The sequence below is a fragment of the Pseudogracilibacillus auburnensis genome, from assembly GCF_003201975.1.
Classification (GTDB): Bacteria; Bacillota; Bacilli; order Bacillales; family Amphibacillaceae; genus Pseudogracilibacillus; species Pseudogracilibacillus auburnensis.
Window position 1 is genome coordinate 184,886 of the sequence record NZ_QJJQ01000001.1, and the last position, 17,507, is coordinate 202,392.

Here is a 17,507-nt window from a genome sequence, read left to right on the forward strand (position 1 = left end):
TATGGAAGATGAATGACAAGGAGGACATAGCAATGAAATTTATACATAAAAAAGTATTATTTGTTCTAAGTGTGTTTATATTAACAAGTCTTCTAATAGGCTGTCAGTCCGGGCCTAAAAAGAATGAAGCCGATGAACAAATAACAGAAAATAATGATATGGAAAAACCCGAGCCTACTGGAATAAAGCCAATTGTGACAATGACTATGGAGAATGGGGGAGTTGTCCAAATGGAATTATATCCCGATATTGCGCCAAATACAGTAAATAACTTTATTTCACTTGTGGAAGCTGGATTTTATGATGGATTAATTTTTCATCGAGTCATTCCTAATTTCATGATCCAAGGGGGCGATCCAGAGGGAAATGGGACAGGCGGGCCAGGGTATTCTATTAAGGGTGAATTCAGCGAGAACAATTTTGAAAATAATTTAGAGCATGATACAGGCGTTCTTTCCATGGCTCGTTCCCAGCACCATGATTCGGCAGGTTCACAATTTTTTATTATGACAGATCCAGCACCACATCTTGACGGTAAATACGCCGCATTTGGTAAAGTGATCGACGGGATGGATGTCGTTGATGCGATTGCCACAAGTGAAACAAAACAAGAAAAACCCATTGAAGATCAAGTAATTGAGTCGATGACAATAGATCTAAAAGGCTATGAAGCAAAAGAGCCTGAAGTGCAATAACAGCATATAAAAACTCCAATCCAATATACGATGGTTGGAGATTTTTCTTTAGATTACTGTCTTACTCCGTTTTGAAACGGTGGATAGAGTATATTAACTCTTAATCTCCCAATCTATCCCTGACAATCCAACCTTTTGTAACATCTCATTCGTACGTGAGAAAGGCTTACTTCCAAAAAATCCTCGATATGCAGATAATGGACTAGGATGTGGCGATTTGATGATGGAATGTTTGGTTGTATCAATTAACGCTTGTTTACTTTGGGCTGCACTTCCCCACAAAATATAAACGACTGGATGTTCCTTTTCGTTTAACGTTTCAATGACGCGGTCGGTAAAGTTTTCCCACCCTTTGCCACGATGAGAATGTGCTTGTCCTCTTCGGACTGTTAAGACTGTGTTTAATAAAAGTACCCCTTGTTTTGTCCAATCAACTAAGCAGCCATGTGTTGGAGGAGCATAACCTAAATCATTATGTAATTCGGTGAAAATATTTACTAAAGAAGGCGGCTGTTTGACTCCTTGTTGTACAGAAAAACTGAGACCATGTGCCTGGTTTGGTCCATGGTAAGGATCTTGCCCTAGAATGACTACTTTTACATTAGAGAAAGGGGTGAAGTGAAGTGCATTAAAAATATCATTCATATGCGGGTAAATTGTTTTCGTCCGATATTCCTCTTTTAAAAATTCTCTAAGTCTCACATAATATGTTTTGGTAAATTCATCCGCTAGTTTTGGTGCCCAATCGTTTTTTAAAATTTGTTTTGTCATTTTATCATCCAATCTTTATTGATGTATGATGAATTTGCATATTTTTTAAATGCATTTGTTTTTAGTATAGCTTGAAGTTAAAAGGTTTGAAAGAGAAATATATTCATCTAAATATAGATGTAGACTATTAAACAGTTTTACGGAAAATAGTATCTAATCGTATGTTAAAGTGTTTTCTAGTAATGATTCGAACTTCATGATGCCATAAATGCTGTAAGCTCATTCAGATGGATGATAGGAATTTGAGGCACTTATTTGAAGGACCTAAAGTGGAGCGTTTCTCCTACTGGAACTTCCCCCTTTAGTATAGATGTGTGTCGAATTTTAGGATAAAAATCGTTACTTAAGTCGATATTCCTATACGAAAAGTATAATAACTTTCTTCCTAAGTTGTACTTTTTGATAATTCTTATTTTTATTAAACTATTATAATATGATGAATAATCATTTGGGTGTAGGCAGGACTTGCTAAAAATCACGCCATGATGAAATATGAATCACGGAGGTAAAAATATGTTATCAAAAATTGCAGATCGTTTTTCAAAAATTGTTCAACGATATTTGCCAGATGCATTAGTTATTGCTGTTCTTATGACTGTAATCGTTTTAGCGATTGCCCTTCTAATGAATCCTACCGAACCAGGAATGATTTTTAAATCGTGGGGAGATGGGTTTTGGGCATATTTAGCTTTTACGATGCAGATGGTTTTATTATTAATGACTGGAATGACGTTAGCATCTGTTCCATTTATTAATAGGGGACTCGCTAAAATAGCGCATCTCGCTAACAAACCGTGGAAAGCTTATTTGATCACTTTCCTCGTTTCCGCTAGTGCCTATTATATAAACTGGGGATTAGCTGTCGTAGTAGGGGCCATTATTGCAAGGGAAATCGGGAAAAGAAATAAAAATACCCATTTTCCATTATTAGTAGCATGTGCATATTCGGCTACTGTGCTTTTTCCGGGTGGCATTTCTAGTTCTATTGGGCTGACGGTTGCGACAGAAGGGCATTTTTTAGAAGATGTCATGGGAGTCATTCCGACATCAGAAACAATTTTTGATCCAGCGACAATCATTATTTTTCTATCATTAGTCGTAACCATGTCGATCTTTATTATTTTTATGATACCAAAAGAAAAGATCATTGCGTATCAACCAAAAGAAAAACCGAATGAGGCATCTTCTACAAGTGAAGTACCAAAAGGTCCATTAACTCCAGCATTCAAATTAGAGCATACACCGATTCTTGGTATGCTAATTGGGACAGTAGGGATTATTTATACGGTCATATCGTTTACGGGCGGACGTGATCTCGATTTAGATATTATAAATATTTTCTTCTTATCTTTAGGGTTATTTTTTCACCGTTCATTAGGTCAGTTTGCACGGGCATTTACGGATGTGGCAAAATCTATTTCACCTATTATTTTACAGTTCCCTTTTTACGCGGGAATTATCGCATTATTAGGCAGTTCAGGATTGGGTCAATTCATTGTTGATGGGATGATTTCAGTTGCCACACCGGAAACATTTAATCTTTTTACCTATTGGGTGGCAGGTTTTGTCAATATTTTAGCACCTTCTGGAGGCGGCCAATGGGCATTACAGGGGCCTTTACAAATTCCAGCGGCGATTGAACTTGGAGTCGATCCTGCCAAGACGGCAATGGCGATTGCCTGGGGTGATGGTTGGACTAACTTGATCCAACCTTTCTGGGCATTACCGATTTTATCTGTTGTTGGGCTTCATATTCGAGATATTATGGGTTACTGTATCCTGCTAAGTACGTTGGTAGGTGTAGTAACAAGTATTTTAATTTTCTTTTTATACTAATCGTCGTTTTACATCAAGGAGATGAGTTTTCCATCGTCTCCTTTTGCTTTTTTAAAAAAGTGATAGTCGCACTTTTCACACTTACCTTCCTTGTCTGGAAATCGCATTTGATTTCACACAAAAATGAGCCTACCTATGTTAATTCTGATATAAAGAACGATTCTCAAAGCAAATACACACTCCCTATTACATCATTGTACAAACAGACAACAAAAGTTAAAATAGTACGTATTACGTTTGCTAAAAAGTTAGGAGGAACGATAGCTATGTAAAATAGATTGAGAGGAAAAAGAAATCATTTGTACACAATGTATAAAAAGAATTCTAACATTATAATGATTTGGATAATGAAATCGCTATCATTTTCTTGTTACTATGTACTTACTTATAAAAAATGTTAGAAAACTTTGTTAATCGCTAAGCCTTTAATGGCGAAAGCTTTAGTTACACTTATGCAGTAAGATAGTTTTATCTATCTTATCTGCTAAAAAAAGAAAAAAGGATGTATGCTATGAGTCAGTTTATGGATAGTTTGCTTTCAACAGTAAGTGGTTTTTCACAAGCCGCTTTAGTGACATTACAACTAACAATCGTATCATTAATAATTGCAAGCTTTATTGGGCTAATTGTAGCTTTAATGAAACTATCGAATACGAAACCATTAAATTGGATTGCTAATATTTATATTGGAATAATTCGGGGAACACCTCTCATTGTACAAATAATGTGGCTCTATTTTGGTATTACTCAAATTGTTGTATTATCGGCATTTTGGGCGGGGTCTATTGCACTAGCTATCCACAGTGGAGCATACATTGCAGAAATATTTAGAGGAGCGATCCAATCGATCGACAAAGGCCAAATGGAAGCGGCCGAATCACTTGGTATGACGAAAAGACAAGCAATGTTTCGAATTATCTTTCCACAAGCATTTAAGCGTTCCATTCCTCCATTGGGTAACCAATTTATCATTGGGTTAAAAGACTCTTCCCTTGTGGCATTTATTGGTATTACGGAAATTTTCAACCTTTCTATGAGTCAAGCGGCTGCTACATTTAGACAACTAGAGTTTTATACAATTGCGGGAGTATATTATTTAATATTAGTCGTAATCTTTACCATTATTGTCAATAAGATTGAAAAACGACTTGACACGGGGAGGGCATAAACGTGATCAAAGTGAAGAATTTGCATAAATATTTTAAAGATTTACACGTATTAAAAGGGATTGACCTTGAGGTTAAGAGTAATGAAGTAGTTGTCATGATTGGAGCAAGTGGTTCTGGAAAAAGCACATTACTTCGGTGTCTAAATTTTTTAGAAATGAAGGATAAGGGGGAAATCTGGTTTGAAGATAAAGAAATAGATCCGGACAAAGTAAAGTTGAACAAAGTAAGAGAAGATATTGGCATGGTGTTTCAGCATTTCAATTTATTTCCACATAAAACGGTCATCGAAAATATTATTGAAGCACCAACCATTGTTCGCAAAATACCAAAAGAGGAAGCAACGGCGAAAGGGATGGAATTGCTGGAAAAAGTAGGACTTGCAGATAAGGCGCAAGTTTACCCAGAAAAACTATCTGGGGGACAGAAACAGCGGGTAGCCATCGCAAGAGCGTTAGCAATGAATCCACGAGTCATGTTATTTGATGAACCTACATCAGCACTTGATCCTGAATTAGTAGGGGAAGTATTACAAGTAATGAAACAGTTGGCTGAAGATGGAATGACGATGGTGGTTGTAACACATGAAATGGGTTTTGCCCGCGAAGTGGCTGATCGAGTTGTATTTTTGGAAAGTGGAGTAATCGCAGAAGAAAATACACCAGAGGAATTTTTTACGAATCCACAAAATGAAAAAGCGAAACAATTTTTACGTAATGTTTTATAACATGAGTCAATGTCATCAATGCAAATTCCAAGGATAAATCCGAACATGACAAATGGAAGAAATCTTAATATTCTTTTATTGTAATTAGGGTTTACTGAATAAAAAGAAATTCCATCTACATCGATAGTTTGTACCGTTTTTCTCGATATAAAGTGCAAGGGTATTGACTGTTTTACCAAAAAATCTTTGCACATGCAATGAACTACTCTAGTTGTCTGGAGCGAAAGTGACTGACTCCAGCGGGAAAAGCAACAGAGGAACGCAGACTAAGAACGCCAGGTCCTTATGTCTTCGTCTAGGCTAGTACATCCTGTACGTCGGAAGACCCCGGAGGAAGTGGTTTTCTTCCGAGGAAGGTTAAGTACGCGACGTCCTGGGACTGGGACTGCGCTAAATGCTCGTCCCATCGAAAAGCTTTGTCGCAACACCTGGGACTGCGATTACTCGTCCCACCGTAAAGATTTGCACTAGCACGTCCTGCGACTGCGATTACTCGTCGCAATAAACATTGTGCGTCGGAGGGCTGAGGCCGTGCCCGCTAAAAAGCACTGTACATTTCGCGGAAGACAACGGTAAGATGAAACACAATTTAGTTGTTCAGCAGACCCTAATTAACACCTAGAGTGGAAATCAATAACTAATTTTTGTTGTTCGGATTTTAACTTAAATATTGAATGATGAAATTGATTCACATCTATATAAATTTTGAGGAGGAAATAAAATGAGAAAGTTTCTTTTAACGACATTACTAGGTATTTTACTTCTAATTGTTGCTGCATGTGGTGCTGATGGCGGTGATAGTGAAGAGGTTGCAGGAGATTCAAGTGGAGATGGCGGTGACGGTGGTGATTTTACATTTGCATCAAGCGGTTTATATCCACCATTCAACTACAGTGATAATGATAAATTAGTAGGGTTTGATATTGAAATAGGAACAGCACTTGCAGAAGAAATGGGGATGAATCCTGACCCGGTTACAAATCCATGGCAAACGATCATCGCAGCATTAAACTCAGATAAATTTGATGCCATTATTGGTAGTATGGCAATTACAGATGAAAGATTAGAAGAAGTGAACTTCACTGAGCCTTATTACGAGTCAGGTGCTCAAGTATTTGTGGCAGAAGATAATAATGACGTCACGTCGATTGATGACTTGAATGGTGCTAAAATTGGTGTGGTTGTTTCAAGTACATTTGAAGAAAATGCGAAGGAATATACGGATGAAGTCATTACGTATGATAGTGATGTAACCGCATTACAAGATTTATTAGTAAAAGGACGCCTAGATGCTGTCATAACTGATCAACTCGTTGGTATGTATGCAATCAATGAAAATAATTTAGCAATTAAACAAGTAGATGAGCCTATTTATTTAGATCAGATGGGAATTGCAATTAAAAAAGAGGATGAAGAACTACTTGATAAGGTAAATGAAGCATTACAAACGATCAAAGAAAATGGAACATACGCTGAAATTAGTGAAAAATACTTTGGAGCAGATATATCTGGAGAGTAAAAGGGAAAAAAGAGCCGTCATGGCTCTTTTTTATTACATCCGTACAATCGGTATGAAGGAGCCATTTTTCATAAAGTACTGCTCACCCTTTGGATAAACCACTGAAAAAAGTTCTTTACCTGGAGTTCGTCATGGAAATACTCGCTACCTCTTCAATTCCCTTGCTCATTTTTTTCTAATAGAGTGGCTAATTTATACGCCATCACCCCAAGTTGTAACTTTAATAAATCATCCGTCCCTTTTAAATCTAATCCTGTACGTTGCTCAATCTGGTTGAGTCGATATCTTAGCGTATGACGGTGAATAAATAGTTTTTCAGCAGATTGTTGAATACTTTGATTGTTTTTAAAATACACTTCGATCGTTTCGATTAGATCAATCTCTTTATCTGATTCTTTTAGTAAACCACTAATATTTTCTTCATAAATTGCTGTTAAATTGATGCCGGTTCGCTTCATTTCTAAAAGTAAATCATACATTCCTAAGTCGTGATAATGAATGATAGAAGTTTTCGGATTAACTAATTCACCTAATTGAACCGCATATTGTGCTTCCCGACCGCTTTTTCCTAAATGATCAACCAAATCATAATCTCTGCCAATCCCTATCATTAATTCAATTTTTGGAAAATAAAAGTTCCATTCTTTCCACAAATCATTTGCCAGGCTTGCACAATGATTATATGTAGCTTCTTTTGTCTCCCCAACTACATTCGTTAAAAAGATAATGGAATGTAATTTTGTTTGGATAATATGTTGCTTGTTTTTTTGGATAAGCATCTGTTCCGTCATATGGTACAGCCTGTCCATAATATTCATATCGATCTTTTTTAGATCCTTAAAGGTAAGGTGAAAAACAGCTTGATTTAAGGAAAGATCATAATTTAGTTTGAGCGCTTGATCTTTGATAATTCGTTCATTTAAATAATTTTTACTAAAAATATCTTCTAATAAATTACTTTGAATTCGCAGTTGTGTTTCTTCCACTGCCTGTTTTTTTAAAAACTCCATTGCATAAATGGTAGTTGCTCGCTCAATTGCTAGGTCATCAAGCTCTTGCCATTGATCTCGTTTTTTTGCTAAAATAATCCAACCGAAACAAGATTGTTTAGCAATAATAGGATAGATAGTAAAAATGTAATGTTCAACCGTTAAATTCACTTTTGATTCTTTATCTAAACTAGTTAATAGATGTTTAGAAAGATCTATTCTTTCTTCATTGACAGAAATGAATGTTTGCTGGAATTCAACAGACATATGATGGTTATGAAAATCTTTCCAATACATGATCTCATAGAATTCATTGTAAATAACAATTTTTGAGGAAGTTAATTGGGCAAGTCTTGCGGTTACTTCCATTAAACTTTGATCATTTAAAATTAAATCTGTTAATTCACGGTGAATCTTTTCGGATTGCTCCAGTAAGTGCATTTGTTTATTGACAATCTGTTCTAGAATTGCTTTTGTAATCTTTGAAAAATTAATATCTGTCGGGATTTCAATTAACGGCAAATCGTTTTTATTAGCTAAATCGATTAAACTTTCAGGGATTTTTTCCATGTAAAAACTAGTATAAATGGCAACACCAGATAATAATTTTGATTTAAATAAATTATGAAAGACTTCCATTCTTTCTTCATCTTCTAGCAATTCAAATCCAGTCGTAATTAAAAATTCCCCTTCTTGTAACCGACCAAAATCTTCTAATATTTCCACAATCGTTACCCATTTTATATTGTTTTCAATCCCCTTAAACCCTGCTACTAAATTTGTTTGTTTCATGATTGGTAGTTGTAAGGCATTTTTTACACTAATAGCTATTTGAATCAACCTCCATGCTCTTCTTATACATGATGTACAATAAAATCCATTCATTTTTAATGTTTAGTCGAATAGATAGAAGTAATTGTGTCCGATATAATTTTATTATACAGAAAAATAATGCTAGTAGTCTATATCATAACATAGTAACCGTTTACTTGAATTAAAAATTTTCATGTTTTTGAGGTGGAAAAGGATGACACGAACATATTTAATTAAACCGATTCTAGATCATACATATCCTTTGATTACACATGGTAAAGGGATTTATTTATATGATGATCAAGGTAAGAAATATATTGACGGATCTTCTGGAGCTGTAACTGCAAGTATTGGACACGGTGTACAAGAAATTATTAATGCAATGAAAGAACAATCTGAAAAAGTTTCCTTTGTTTATCGCTCGCAATTTTCAACAGAAGTCGCTGAACAATTAGCGAAAAAGATGAGTGACATAGCATCTGGAGATTTAAATTGGTCTTTTTTTGTCAACAGTGGTTCTGAAGCAACAGAAACAGCGATGAAAATTGCGATTCAATATTGGCAAGAAAAAGGAATGAAAACAAAAACAAAAATTATTTCACGGTGGATGAGTTACCATGGAATTACGATGGGTGCCTTATCGATGTCAGGACATATTGATCGGCGTAAATGGTTTGAAACGACATTGAAAAAGTATCCAGCGGTTTCTCCTCCTTATTATTATCGAGATACTCATGGTCGAAGTGTTGAACAATGTGATGAGATGTATGCGAAAGAATTTGAAAAAGAGATTTTACGGGTAGGAAAAGATAATATTGCAGCATTTATCGCAGAACCAATCATTGGGGCTGCAGGTGGAGCATTGACCCCTTCTGATCAATACTTTAAGAAAATGAAAGCACTTTGTGATCAGTATGATATTTTATTTATTGCGGATGAAGTAATGACAGGTGTTGGCAGAACAGGGAAGATGTTTGCGATGGAACATTTTGATGTCGTACCAGATATTATGGCGACAGGAAAAGGGATGAGTGCAGGCTACACGCCAATTGCAGCGACTGTTGTTAGTGAAAAGGTAATGGAGCCGATTTTAAACGGATCAAATTTAATTATGAGTGGGCATACATTCAGTGCAAATCCACAGTCAGCAGCAACTGCACTTGCTGTCATCGAATATATTGAAAATAATAGACTTGTAGAAAAGTCAGCAGAACAAGGAGCATATTTACGAGAAAGGCTTGAACAACTTGCCGGAAAAAGTGCCATCATTGGGAATATACGTGGAAAAGGTTTATTTGTCGGTATTGAATTTGTACAAAATAAAGAAACGAAACAACCTTTCGCACGGACCGATCAGGTTGTAAGTAAAATCGTTACGACTAATTTTCAAGAAGGACTACTCGTCTATCCAGCAAACGCTGGAGTGGATGGAGTAAATGGAGATGCAGTGATACTTGCCCCGCCACTTATCATAACGAAAACGGAGATAGATGAATTAGTCGATCGATTTGCACGGAGTCTTGCAAAAGTAGAACATAACCTAATGGGAAAGGAGTTGATTCAATGACAAAGGTAAAAGCTGTCCATGATGCGGTTTCGCGGATAGAAAATGGTACGACGGTTATGTATGGTGGATTTGGCGGAATCGGCAATCCACCAACGATCATTAAAACCATATTAGAAAAAGGCATACGCGACTTAACGTTGATCGGAAATGATGCAGGATTTCCACATGTCGGAATCGGGCAATTAATTACTGAAAAAAGAGCGAAAAAATTAATCGCCTCTCACATCGGGTCAAATCCGAATGCAGGAAAATTAATGCATGATGGGGAGCTTGAAATCGAATTTTCTCCGCAAGGTACATTAGTGGAACGAATGCGTGCGGGAGGTTCAGGGCTCGGTGGAATTTTAGTAGATATTGGGATTGATGGTCTTGTCGCTGAAAATAAACAAAAAGTGGATGTCGATGGGAAAACATATTTACTTGAAACACCTTTAATAGCGGATATAGCAATCGTTTTTGCAAAAAAAGCAGATACATACGGAAATTTAATTTTTGATAAAAGTGCTCGAAATACAAATCCATTAGTTGCGATGGCAGGAAATTTAACGATCGTTGAAGCGGAAGAAATTGTTCCTATCGGTGAACTTGATCCAGAAGAAATTGTCACACCTGGTGCATTCGTCGATATTGTCGTAAAAAGTGAAGGAGTGAACTGGAAATGGGTGTGGGAATAAGCGTACGTGATATGATCGCAAAACGAGCGGCAGAGGAAATTGAAGATGGAATGGTCGTCAACCTTGGAATTGGGATGCCTACTTTAGTTGCGAATCATCTTCCAGCACACATCAATGTCATGTTTCATGCTGAAAATGGTGTATTAGGAACAGGACCTACACCTGTAAAAGGGGAAGAGGATGAGAATCTTTGTAATGCTGGTGGCCTTCCGATTACAGTCGTTCCAGGTGCTTCCTATTTTGATAGTACGTATGCCTTTAGTATTATCCGGCGTGGCTTATTAGATGTAACAATATTAGGTGCATTTGAAGTGAGTGAAAAAGGGGATCTTGCTAATTGGATCGTTCCGAAAAAGATTGTCTCAGGAATGGGTGGTGCGATCGAACTTGCCCAAAAAGCGAAAAAAGTAATCGTCTTAATGAATCATGTCGATAAAAAAGGCAATCCAAAAATTGTCTCTGAATGTACATTACCACTTACAGCAAAACGATGTGTCGATGTCATTATTACGGATATGGCAGTGATTGAAGTGTCACAAGAAGGGCTACATTTAATCGAAGTAATGGAACCTTTTACAGTGGAACAAGTAGTAAAATCAACGGAAGCAAAGTTAATCATTGCAGAACATTTAACATAGTTTGGAGGTATCTTTATGCAGGATGCTGTCATTGTAGCAGGAGTAAGAACAGCAGTTGGAGCATTTGGGAAAACATTGAAAAATGTCGAGGCGAAAGAACTCGGAAGACAAGTACTTGAACAATTAATGGATAAGACGAATTTTCCAAAAAGTGCAGTAGAAGAAGTGATTTTCGGACATGGCTATGTACATGGTGGTGGATTAAACTCAGCACGTATCGCCTCACAACAAGCAGGATTTTCAGAAGAAACACCTGCATATGTCGTCATTAAGGCGTGTGGCTCCAGCTTGAAGGCGATTACGAATGCAACTGCCTCCATTCAAACTGGGCAAAATGATGTAATCGTTGTCGGTGGAACAGAAAGCATGAGTAATGTCCCTTATATCGTGAAAAATCGCTGGGGAACAAAGTTCGGAAATATTGAAATGGAAGATGTGTTAATGGCTGATGGGTTAACTTGTTCGCTTGGTAATGAACATATGGGTGTTACAGCTGAGCGTTTAGCCGAAAACTATCATATATCTCGTGAAGAACAAGATGATTTCGCTTATAACAGCCATATAAAAGCAGCAAAGGCAATGGCAGATGAAAAATTTCAAGATGAAATGGTGCCGATTGAAGTAAAAAGTCGCAAAGGAAACGTTACCTTTACAAAAGATGAAAGCGTAAAGAATCCAATTGATCGCGACAAATTAGCCACCTTAAAACCAGTATTCAAAAAAGGTGGTATGGTGACAGCTGGAAATGCTTGTCCGATGAATGACGGGGCAGCTGCACTATTAATGATGTCAAAAGAACGGGCAGAAAAAGAAGGACTCAATCCACTCGTAAAAGTAAAAGCATATGCAAGTGCTGGAGTACATCATTCCGTCATGGGAGTTGGACCAGTTCCGGCCACGAAAAAAGCGCTTGAAAAAGCGGGATTATCACTTGATGATATTGGTTTAATTGAGCTCAATGAAGCCTTCGCCGCTCAAGCACTTGCCGTCATCAAAGAACTTCATTTAGATGAAAGTAAAGTAAATGTAAATGGTGGTGCCATTGCCCTTGGTCACCCAGTAGGTGCAACAGGTGCAAAGCTTTCCGTTACACTGATCCATGAAATGATTCGATCAAAAACGAAATACGGGCTTGTAACGATGTGTATGGCTGGTGGCATGGGGATTACTGTCATTTATGAAAATATGACTCTATGAAAGAAAGGAGTTTGATTACGTGTCTATAAAGGATAAATTAAACGATTGGATTCAGAATAATGAGCAGAGATATATTGATTTTTTACAAAAATTAGTCCAACAACCAAGTACCCAAGGAAATGAAAAAGGAGTTCAACAATTAGTTGCGAACTTTTTACATGAATTAGGACTAAAAGTCGAGATGTGGGATTTAGATGGTGATAGATTAAAAAAGCATCCATACTTCTATTCAAATCGAGAAACTTTTGAAAGCAGTCCAAATGTTGTCGGGGTTTTAAAGGGGACTGGTGGCGGTAAATCGATCATTTTAAATGGACATGTCGATGTTGTTCCTGAAGGGGATCACAAGCAGTGGGATCATGGTCCTTATAGCGGAAAAGTGATCGACGGAAAGATGTTTGGGCGTGGAGCCACAGACATGAAAGGCGGAAACATTGCTTTATTAATGGCGATTGAAGCAATACAGGCGCTTCATATTCGTTTAAAAGGGGACGTTATTTTTCAAAGCGTTGTTGAAGAAGAAAGTGGTGGAGCTGGGACATTAGATACCATTTTACAAGGATATAAAGCAGATGCCGCCATTATTCCTGAACCAACGAATATGAAAATTTTTCCAAAACAGCAAGGATCTAAGTGGTTTAGAATAATTGTGACAGGTCGCACTGCACATGGGGGAACACCATATTTAGGTGTAAGTGCGATTGACAAAGCGTTTATCGTGAACGAACATGTCAAGGAATTGGAAAAAACAAGAAATGACCGCATTACTGATCCGCTTTATGATACGATTCCAGTCCCGGTGCCAATTAATATCGGCAGTATGAATGGGGGAGATTGGCCTTCATCTGTACCGGATGTCGTCCAGTTGGAAGGACGAATTGGTATTGCACCTGGTGAAACGATGGAAGAGGTTCAACAGGAGATGGAAGACTGGATAAAAACGTTGTCGGAAATAGATCCTTGGTTTCAGGAACATCCAGTAAAAGTCGAATGGTTTGGAGCGCGCTGGGTTCCTGGTGAGATTGAAACAGATCATCCATTCGTAGCATCATTAGTGAATAATTTTGTAAGTGTAATGGGTGAAAAACCGACACTTGTAGCTTCTCCCTGGGGGACAGATGGTGGATTACTGTCGCAAGTTGCGGAAACCCCTACCGTCGTTTTCGGTCCAGGTATAACCGATTTAGCCCATTTTCCAAATGAAGCGATCGAACTGGAGAAGATATTTGAAGCAGCAAAAATTATTGCTGCGACGATTGTGGAGTGGTGTGAAGAGGATTAGAGGTATGTAATTCTGAAAAAAATGAAAATAACTTTGACTAAATAAAAAGGCACATAAGCATTATAGCCATAGAAAAATCCGAACTATATTCAAATTTATTCAATGAAAATTTGTTTATAAGTTCGGATTTTTCATTTAACTACTTTGGTACACGATGTTGCCCATTAGAACTAAACTGCAGTAACAGCTTGGATTCGCCATATAACGCCGCAGATCCGCCATATAAGAGCGACCATTCGCCATATAACGTCGTAACTCCGCCATATCAAAGTGAACATTCGCCATATAATTGCGAAGGGTAGTCCTGATCAAACGATAAATTCGATAAAACTGCCTTTAAAGTTTATGGATAGCGAAACTACCGATTATTTAACTTTCTTTACTGTAAATCCAATTTTTTTGTTGTAGTTCAATGCAGGAATGATAAAATAAAAAGTGGGATGATGGTTATTTCGATATGAACAAAAGACGGTTCGTACATGTTAAAAAATATAAAAAGGGGAATGGACGATGATTATAGTAACAACGAATGAAATTGCCAATCAAAATATTGTCGAAGTAAAAGGACTTGTACAAGGAAGTACAGTTAAGGCGAAACATGTTGGACGTGATATTGGTGCCAGCTTCAAAACGTTAGTCGGTGGTGAAATTAGAGGATATTCTGATCTTATGAAAGAAGCAAGAACTGAAGCCTTGGGTAGAATGGTCAAAGAAGCAGAGAACCTTGGAGCGAACGCGATTGTTGGCATGCGCTACCAAACAGCTCAAGTGATGGCAGGTGCTGCCGAAGTAATTGCATATGGAACGGCAGTAATAATTGAGTAAAAAGATCTCCACCAGTTTACATTGACTCGTAAATGGTGGAGATTTTTTGGCTTTTTTGCAAAAATTCAAATACTAAAACCCGCTTTCGCTCATGACGAGCATTAACATCCCATGTTAGTGCAACCTAAAAGTATATAAATCCCTTTTTAGTAAAAATTATAGTGAGTGAAAGGAATGATTATAAATATGAGTGATAAACCAGTTATTTTACTAAATATTGATTCATTAATGCCCAATCCCCTTGAAATTGCGATACAAACAGGGCGGGCACCCGCATTACAATTTTTAATGGAAAAAGGAAGTTATTATCCAAACATGGTGAGTTCATTTCCGACGATGTCCGTTACCATTGATAGTAGTTTGTTAACAGGAACATATGCGAATAAACATCAGGTCCCAGGGTTAACATGGTTTGATGATAAAGAGAAAAAGATTGTCAATTATGGAACTGGTTTTACTGAAACGTTTCGCCTTGGGATGCGAAAAACCATTCATCAAATGCTTTATGATTTAAATCACAAGCATTTAAGTAATGAAGTAACAACGATTTATGAAGAGTTGGCCAAAAAAGGAATCAGTTCGGCATCTATTAATACGTTTGTTTATCGTGGTAATACACCCCAAAAAATGAAAGTTCCACGCCTTTTTCAAACCTTAACAACATTTAAAGACGGAAAATGGACGGCAGAAGCACCACCTATTATATCGTTAGGAGCCTTTTCAAAAATCCGCTCCAGGAGCTTTACATATCAAATTGCAGCCGGAAACTATAAATATACGGCGAAAGAACTTCGTCATCTTATTCGAAAACGGCATCTCCCTAAATTTACATTATGCACCTTTCAAGATTTAGATGCACGTATTCATTTAAAAGGGCCGATGGATATGAAAGGGATTAGTAAAATAGATAAAGAAATCCAAAAAATCTTAAATATGTTTTCAACCTGGGAAAAAGCGATCGATGAAGTGGTATGGTTAGTGATGGGGGATAATGGCCATGCTCCAATGCGTCATAAGTATAAAGAGGCAATCATTGACTTGCGAAAAGTGTTAAAAGATTATAAAGTTGCAAAAATCGAGCGTCCTATTCGTCGGAAAGATCAACTTGTTTTTTGTGTCAATCAGCGAATGGCTTATATTTATTTGTTAGATGAAGCGATATCATTTGAACAGATCATCAAACAATTAAGGCAAGATGATCGCATAGACATTATTGCATGGAAAGGAAAAGATGGGGTTAATGTTACTTCAGGGTCAAAAAAAGGATTTTTACGTTATGATCGAGGATGTGCGATTACGGATGTATATGAGCAACACTGGAATATAGAAGGAGATCTTGATTTATTAGATTTAGATATAACAGAAGGAAATAAGATCTCTTTTGATGATTATCCAGATGTATTGGCTAGACTCCATGGTGCACTACATTCTCATACTGGTCGCTTTCTCGTTGTAAATGCCAAACCGGGTTATGATTTTAAAGCACAGCATACGCCTCCTCATTTTCGCGCAGCACACGGATCTTTACATAAACAAGAATCACTCGTACCACTTATCATTGCTGGGACAGTAGAGGCACCAATATATCCTCGGATAATCAATTTAAAAGAGTTTATTTTACGGATCATTCATTAAGCAAGTTCTTGAAATGATTCGATCTCTAATGCTTCTTCATATTCTAATAAGAGGTTATTAAATATAGTATCCCAACTTTGTGCTTGGGCATGTATTTTGCCATTTTCACCCATTATTTTTCTCGTTTGTTCACGACCTAATAAACTAGTAATAGCATGAACAAATTCTGTTATATCCTTTTCGGTGCATAAAATACCAGTTATTCCATTTTGAATAATTGTTTTTACACCACCAGCATTGGCACCAATAACAGGAGTACCACAAGCTAATGACTCTAATACGACATTCCCAAATGTTTCAGATGGGGACGGGAAGACGAATACATCAGATGCTGCATAAATGTTTGCAAGATTTATTCCTTCAACAAATCCGGTTAAAGTCATATTAGGAGGTGCCATTTTTCCAAGATCTTTTTTTAATGGTCCATCACCAACAATAAGCCAATGTACATCGTTTTTTATATTGTTCGGTAGCATGTTCGCTATTTCAGGTAAAAGTAAAACATCTTTTTCCATGGCGATTCTTCCGACGTACGTTAAAATGTATTTCTCTTCAATCTGATATACATTTCTTACTGTTTGTTCATCATAATGAGGATGAAAAATAGTGCGATCAATCCCTCGTGGCCAAATAGATAAATTAGAAAAACCCCTACTTTTTAAGCGATTCAATGTATCAGACGACGGTACAAATACCTTTCTAAATGGATGGTGAAACCAACGCATATATTTCCAAAGCATTTCAGATAAAAAATGTAATTCATAATACGTTAAATATTTATCAAAATCAGTATGATAGGAGCCTACAACAGGAATGGCTAGTTTTTTAGCGAGATGTAGACCACTCAGTCCCATATTAAAAGGGGTGGCCACATGGATAATATCTGGATTAAATCGTTGGATTTCATCGCGTAGTTGGAGCAAATTTGGTAAGGCAACCCGACATTCAGGGTATAGGAAAAAGGGGAAACTAGTAATGCTATGAACATGTGTTGTAAAGATATTCTTGTTTGAACTTTTCGGTGCAAATACTCGATATTCGATCTTATTTTCTTCTAAATAATCGGTAAAACGTTTTAACGTTCTTGCTACCCCATTCACTTCAGGAATAAAAGTATCTGTAAAAATAGCAATTTTCATGTTGGACCTCCATTAAATAGTCATGATTTCATTA

The 17,507-nt window shown here is 37.0% G+C and carries 15 protein-coding genes; 12 read left to right on the top strand and 3 right to left on the bottom strand.

The annotated features are described in order from the left end of the window. Positions 1-32 precede the first annotated feature (32 nt). Positions 33-695: a peptidylprolyl isomerase gene (locus DFR56_RS00805; RefSeq protein ID WP_211320585.1), complete on the top strand. Its 663-nt coding sequence runs from the start codon at positions 33-35 to the stop codon at positions 693-695. 93 nt (positions 696-788) lie between these two features. Here DFR56_RS00805 and DFR56_RS00810 read toward each other — a convergent pair whose 3' ends face one another. Further along, positions 789-1,466: a uracil-DNA glycosylase gene (locus DFR56_RS00810; protein WP_110393528.1), complete on the bottom strand. Its 678-nt coding sequence runs from the start codon at positions 1,464-1,466 to the stop codon at positions 789-791. 513 nt (positions 1,467-1,979) lie between these two features. Here DFR56_RS00810 and DFR56_RS00815 point away from each other — a divergent pair. From DFR56_RS00815 to DFR56_RS00830, 4 genes are all read left to right on the top strand, one after another. After that, positions 1,980-3,302, top strand: coding sequence for a short-chain fatty acid transporter (locus tag DFR56_RS00815; RefSeq protein WP_110393529.1), 1,323 nt, complete (start codon positions 1,980-1,982; stop codon positions 3,300-3,302). A 511-nt stretch (positions 3,303-3,813) separates the two neighbouring features. Further along, on the top strand, positions 3,814-4,470 hold the full coding sequence (locus DFR56_RS00820; RefSeq protein WP_110393530.1) for an amino acid ABC transporter permease: 657 nt from the start codon (positions 3,814-3,816) through the stop codon (positions 4,468-4,470). Positions 4,471-4,472: 2 nt separating this feature from the next. Further along, the gene (locus DFR56_RS00825; protein ID WP_110393531.1) at positions 4,473-5,195 is read left to right on the top strand and encodes an amino acid ABC transporter ATP-binding protein; all 723 of its coding nucleotides are present in this window, start codon (positions 4,473-4,475) and stop codon (positions 5,193-5,195) included. Between the two features lie 721 nt (positions 5,196-5,916). Then, positions 5,917-6,714 (top strand): transporter substrate-binding domain-containing protein, encoded by a 798-nt coding sequence (locus DFR56_RS00830; protein ID WP_110393532.1) that lies wholly within the window; start codon positions 5,917-5,919, stop codon positions 6,712-6,714. Between the two features lie 152 nt (positions 6,715-6,866). On the opposite strand, the gene DFR56_RS00835 is transcribed toward DFR56_RS00830, so the two are convergent. Next, positions 6,867-8,543 (bottom strand): PucR family transcriptional regulator, encoded by a 1,677-nt coding sequence (locus DFR56_RS00835; protein WP_110393533.1) that lies wholly within the window; start codon positions 8,541-8,543, stop codon positions 6,867-6,869. 187 nt (positions 8,544-8,730) lie between these two features. Between DFR56_RS00835 and DFR56_RS00840 the strand changes: the two genes are divergently transcribed. The 7 genes from DFR56_RS00840 to DFR56_RS00870 all read left to right on the top strand — a co-directional run bounded on the left by DFR56_RS00840 (position 8,731) and on the right by DFR56_RS00870 (position 16,334). After that, complete coding sequence (locus DFR56_RS00840) at positions 8,731-10,083, top strand: aspartate aminotransferase family protein (RefSeq protein ID WP_110393534.1); 1,353 nt, start codon at positions 8,731-8,733, stop codon at positions 10,081-10,083. After that, positions 10,080-10,757: a CoA transferase subunit A gene (locus tag DFR56_RS00845; RefSeq protein ID WP_110393535.1), complete on the top strand. Its 678-nt coding sequence runs from the start codon at positions 10,080-10,082 to the stop codon at positions 10,755-10,757. Before DFR56_RS00840 ends, DFR56_RS00845 begins: the two co-directional genes overlap by 4 nt. Beyond that, positions 10,742-11,395 (top strand): 3-oxoacid CoA-transferase subunit B, encoded by a 654-nt coding sequence (locus DFR56_RS00850; RefSeq protein WP_110393536.1) that lies wholly within the window; start codon positions 10,742-10,744, stop codon positions 11,393-11,395. The genes DFR56_RS00845 and DFR56_RS00850 overlap by 16 nt, the downstream gene beginning before the upstream one ends. A gap of 15 nt (positions 11,396-11,410) precedes the next feature. Continuing rightward, entirely contained in the window at positions 11,411-12,592 is a 1,182-nt protein-coding gene (locus tag DFR56_RS00855) for a thiolase family protein (RefSeq protein WP_110393537.1), read from the top strand. A gap of 19 nt (positions 12,593-12,611) precedes the next feature. Beyond that, positions 12,612-13,874: a peptidase gene (locus tag DFR56_RS00860; protein WP_110393538.1), complete on the top strand. Its 1,263-nt coding sequence runs from the start codon at positions 12,612-12,614 to the stop codon at positions 13,872-13,874. 510 nt (positions 13,875-14,384) lie between these two features. Continuing rightward, a complete protein-coding gene (locus tag DFR56_RS00865) occupies positions 14,385-14,699 on the top strand; it encodes a YbjQ family protein (protein ID WP_110393539.1) in 315 nt (104 codons plus the stop codon). Positions 14,700-14,873: 174 nt separating this feature from the next. After that, the gene (locus tag DFR56_RS00870) at positions 14,874-16,334 is read left to right on the top strand and encodes an alkaline phosphatase family protein (RefSeq protein WP_110393540.1); all 1,461 of its coding nucleotides are present in this window, start codon (positions 14,874-14,876) and stop codon (positions 16,332-16,334) included. Here the strand turns inward: DFR56_RS00870 and DFR56_RS00875 are convergent. Then, on the bottom strand, positions 16,331-17,473 hold the full coding sequence (locus DFR56_RS00875) for a glycosyltransferase family 4 protein (protein WP_110393541.1): 1,143 nt from the start codon (positions 17,471-17,473) through the stop codon (positions 16,331-16,333). The two genes, DFR56_RS00870 and DFR56_RS00875, sit on opposite strands and share 4 nt — an antisense overlap. Positions 17,474-17,507: the final 34 nt, after the last annotated feature.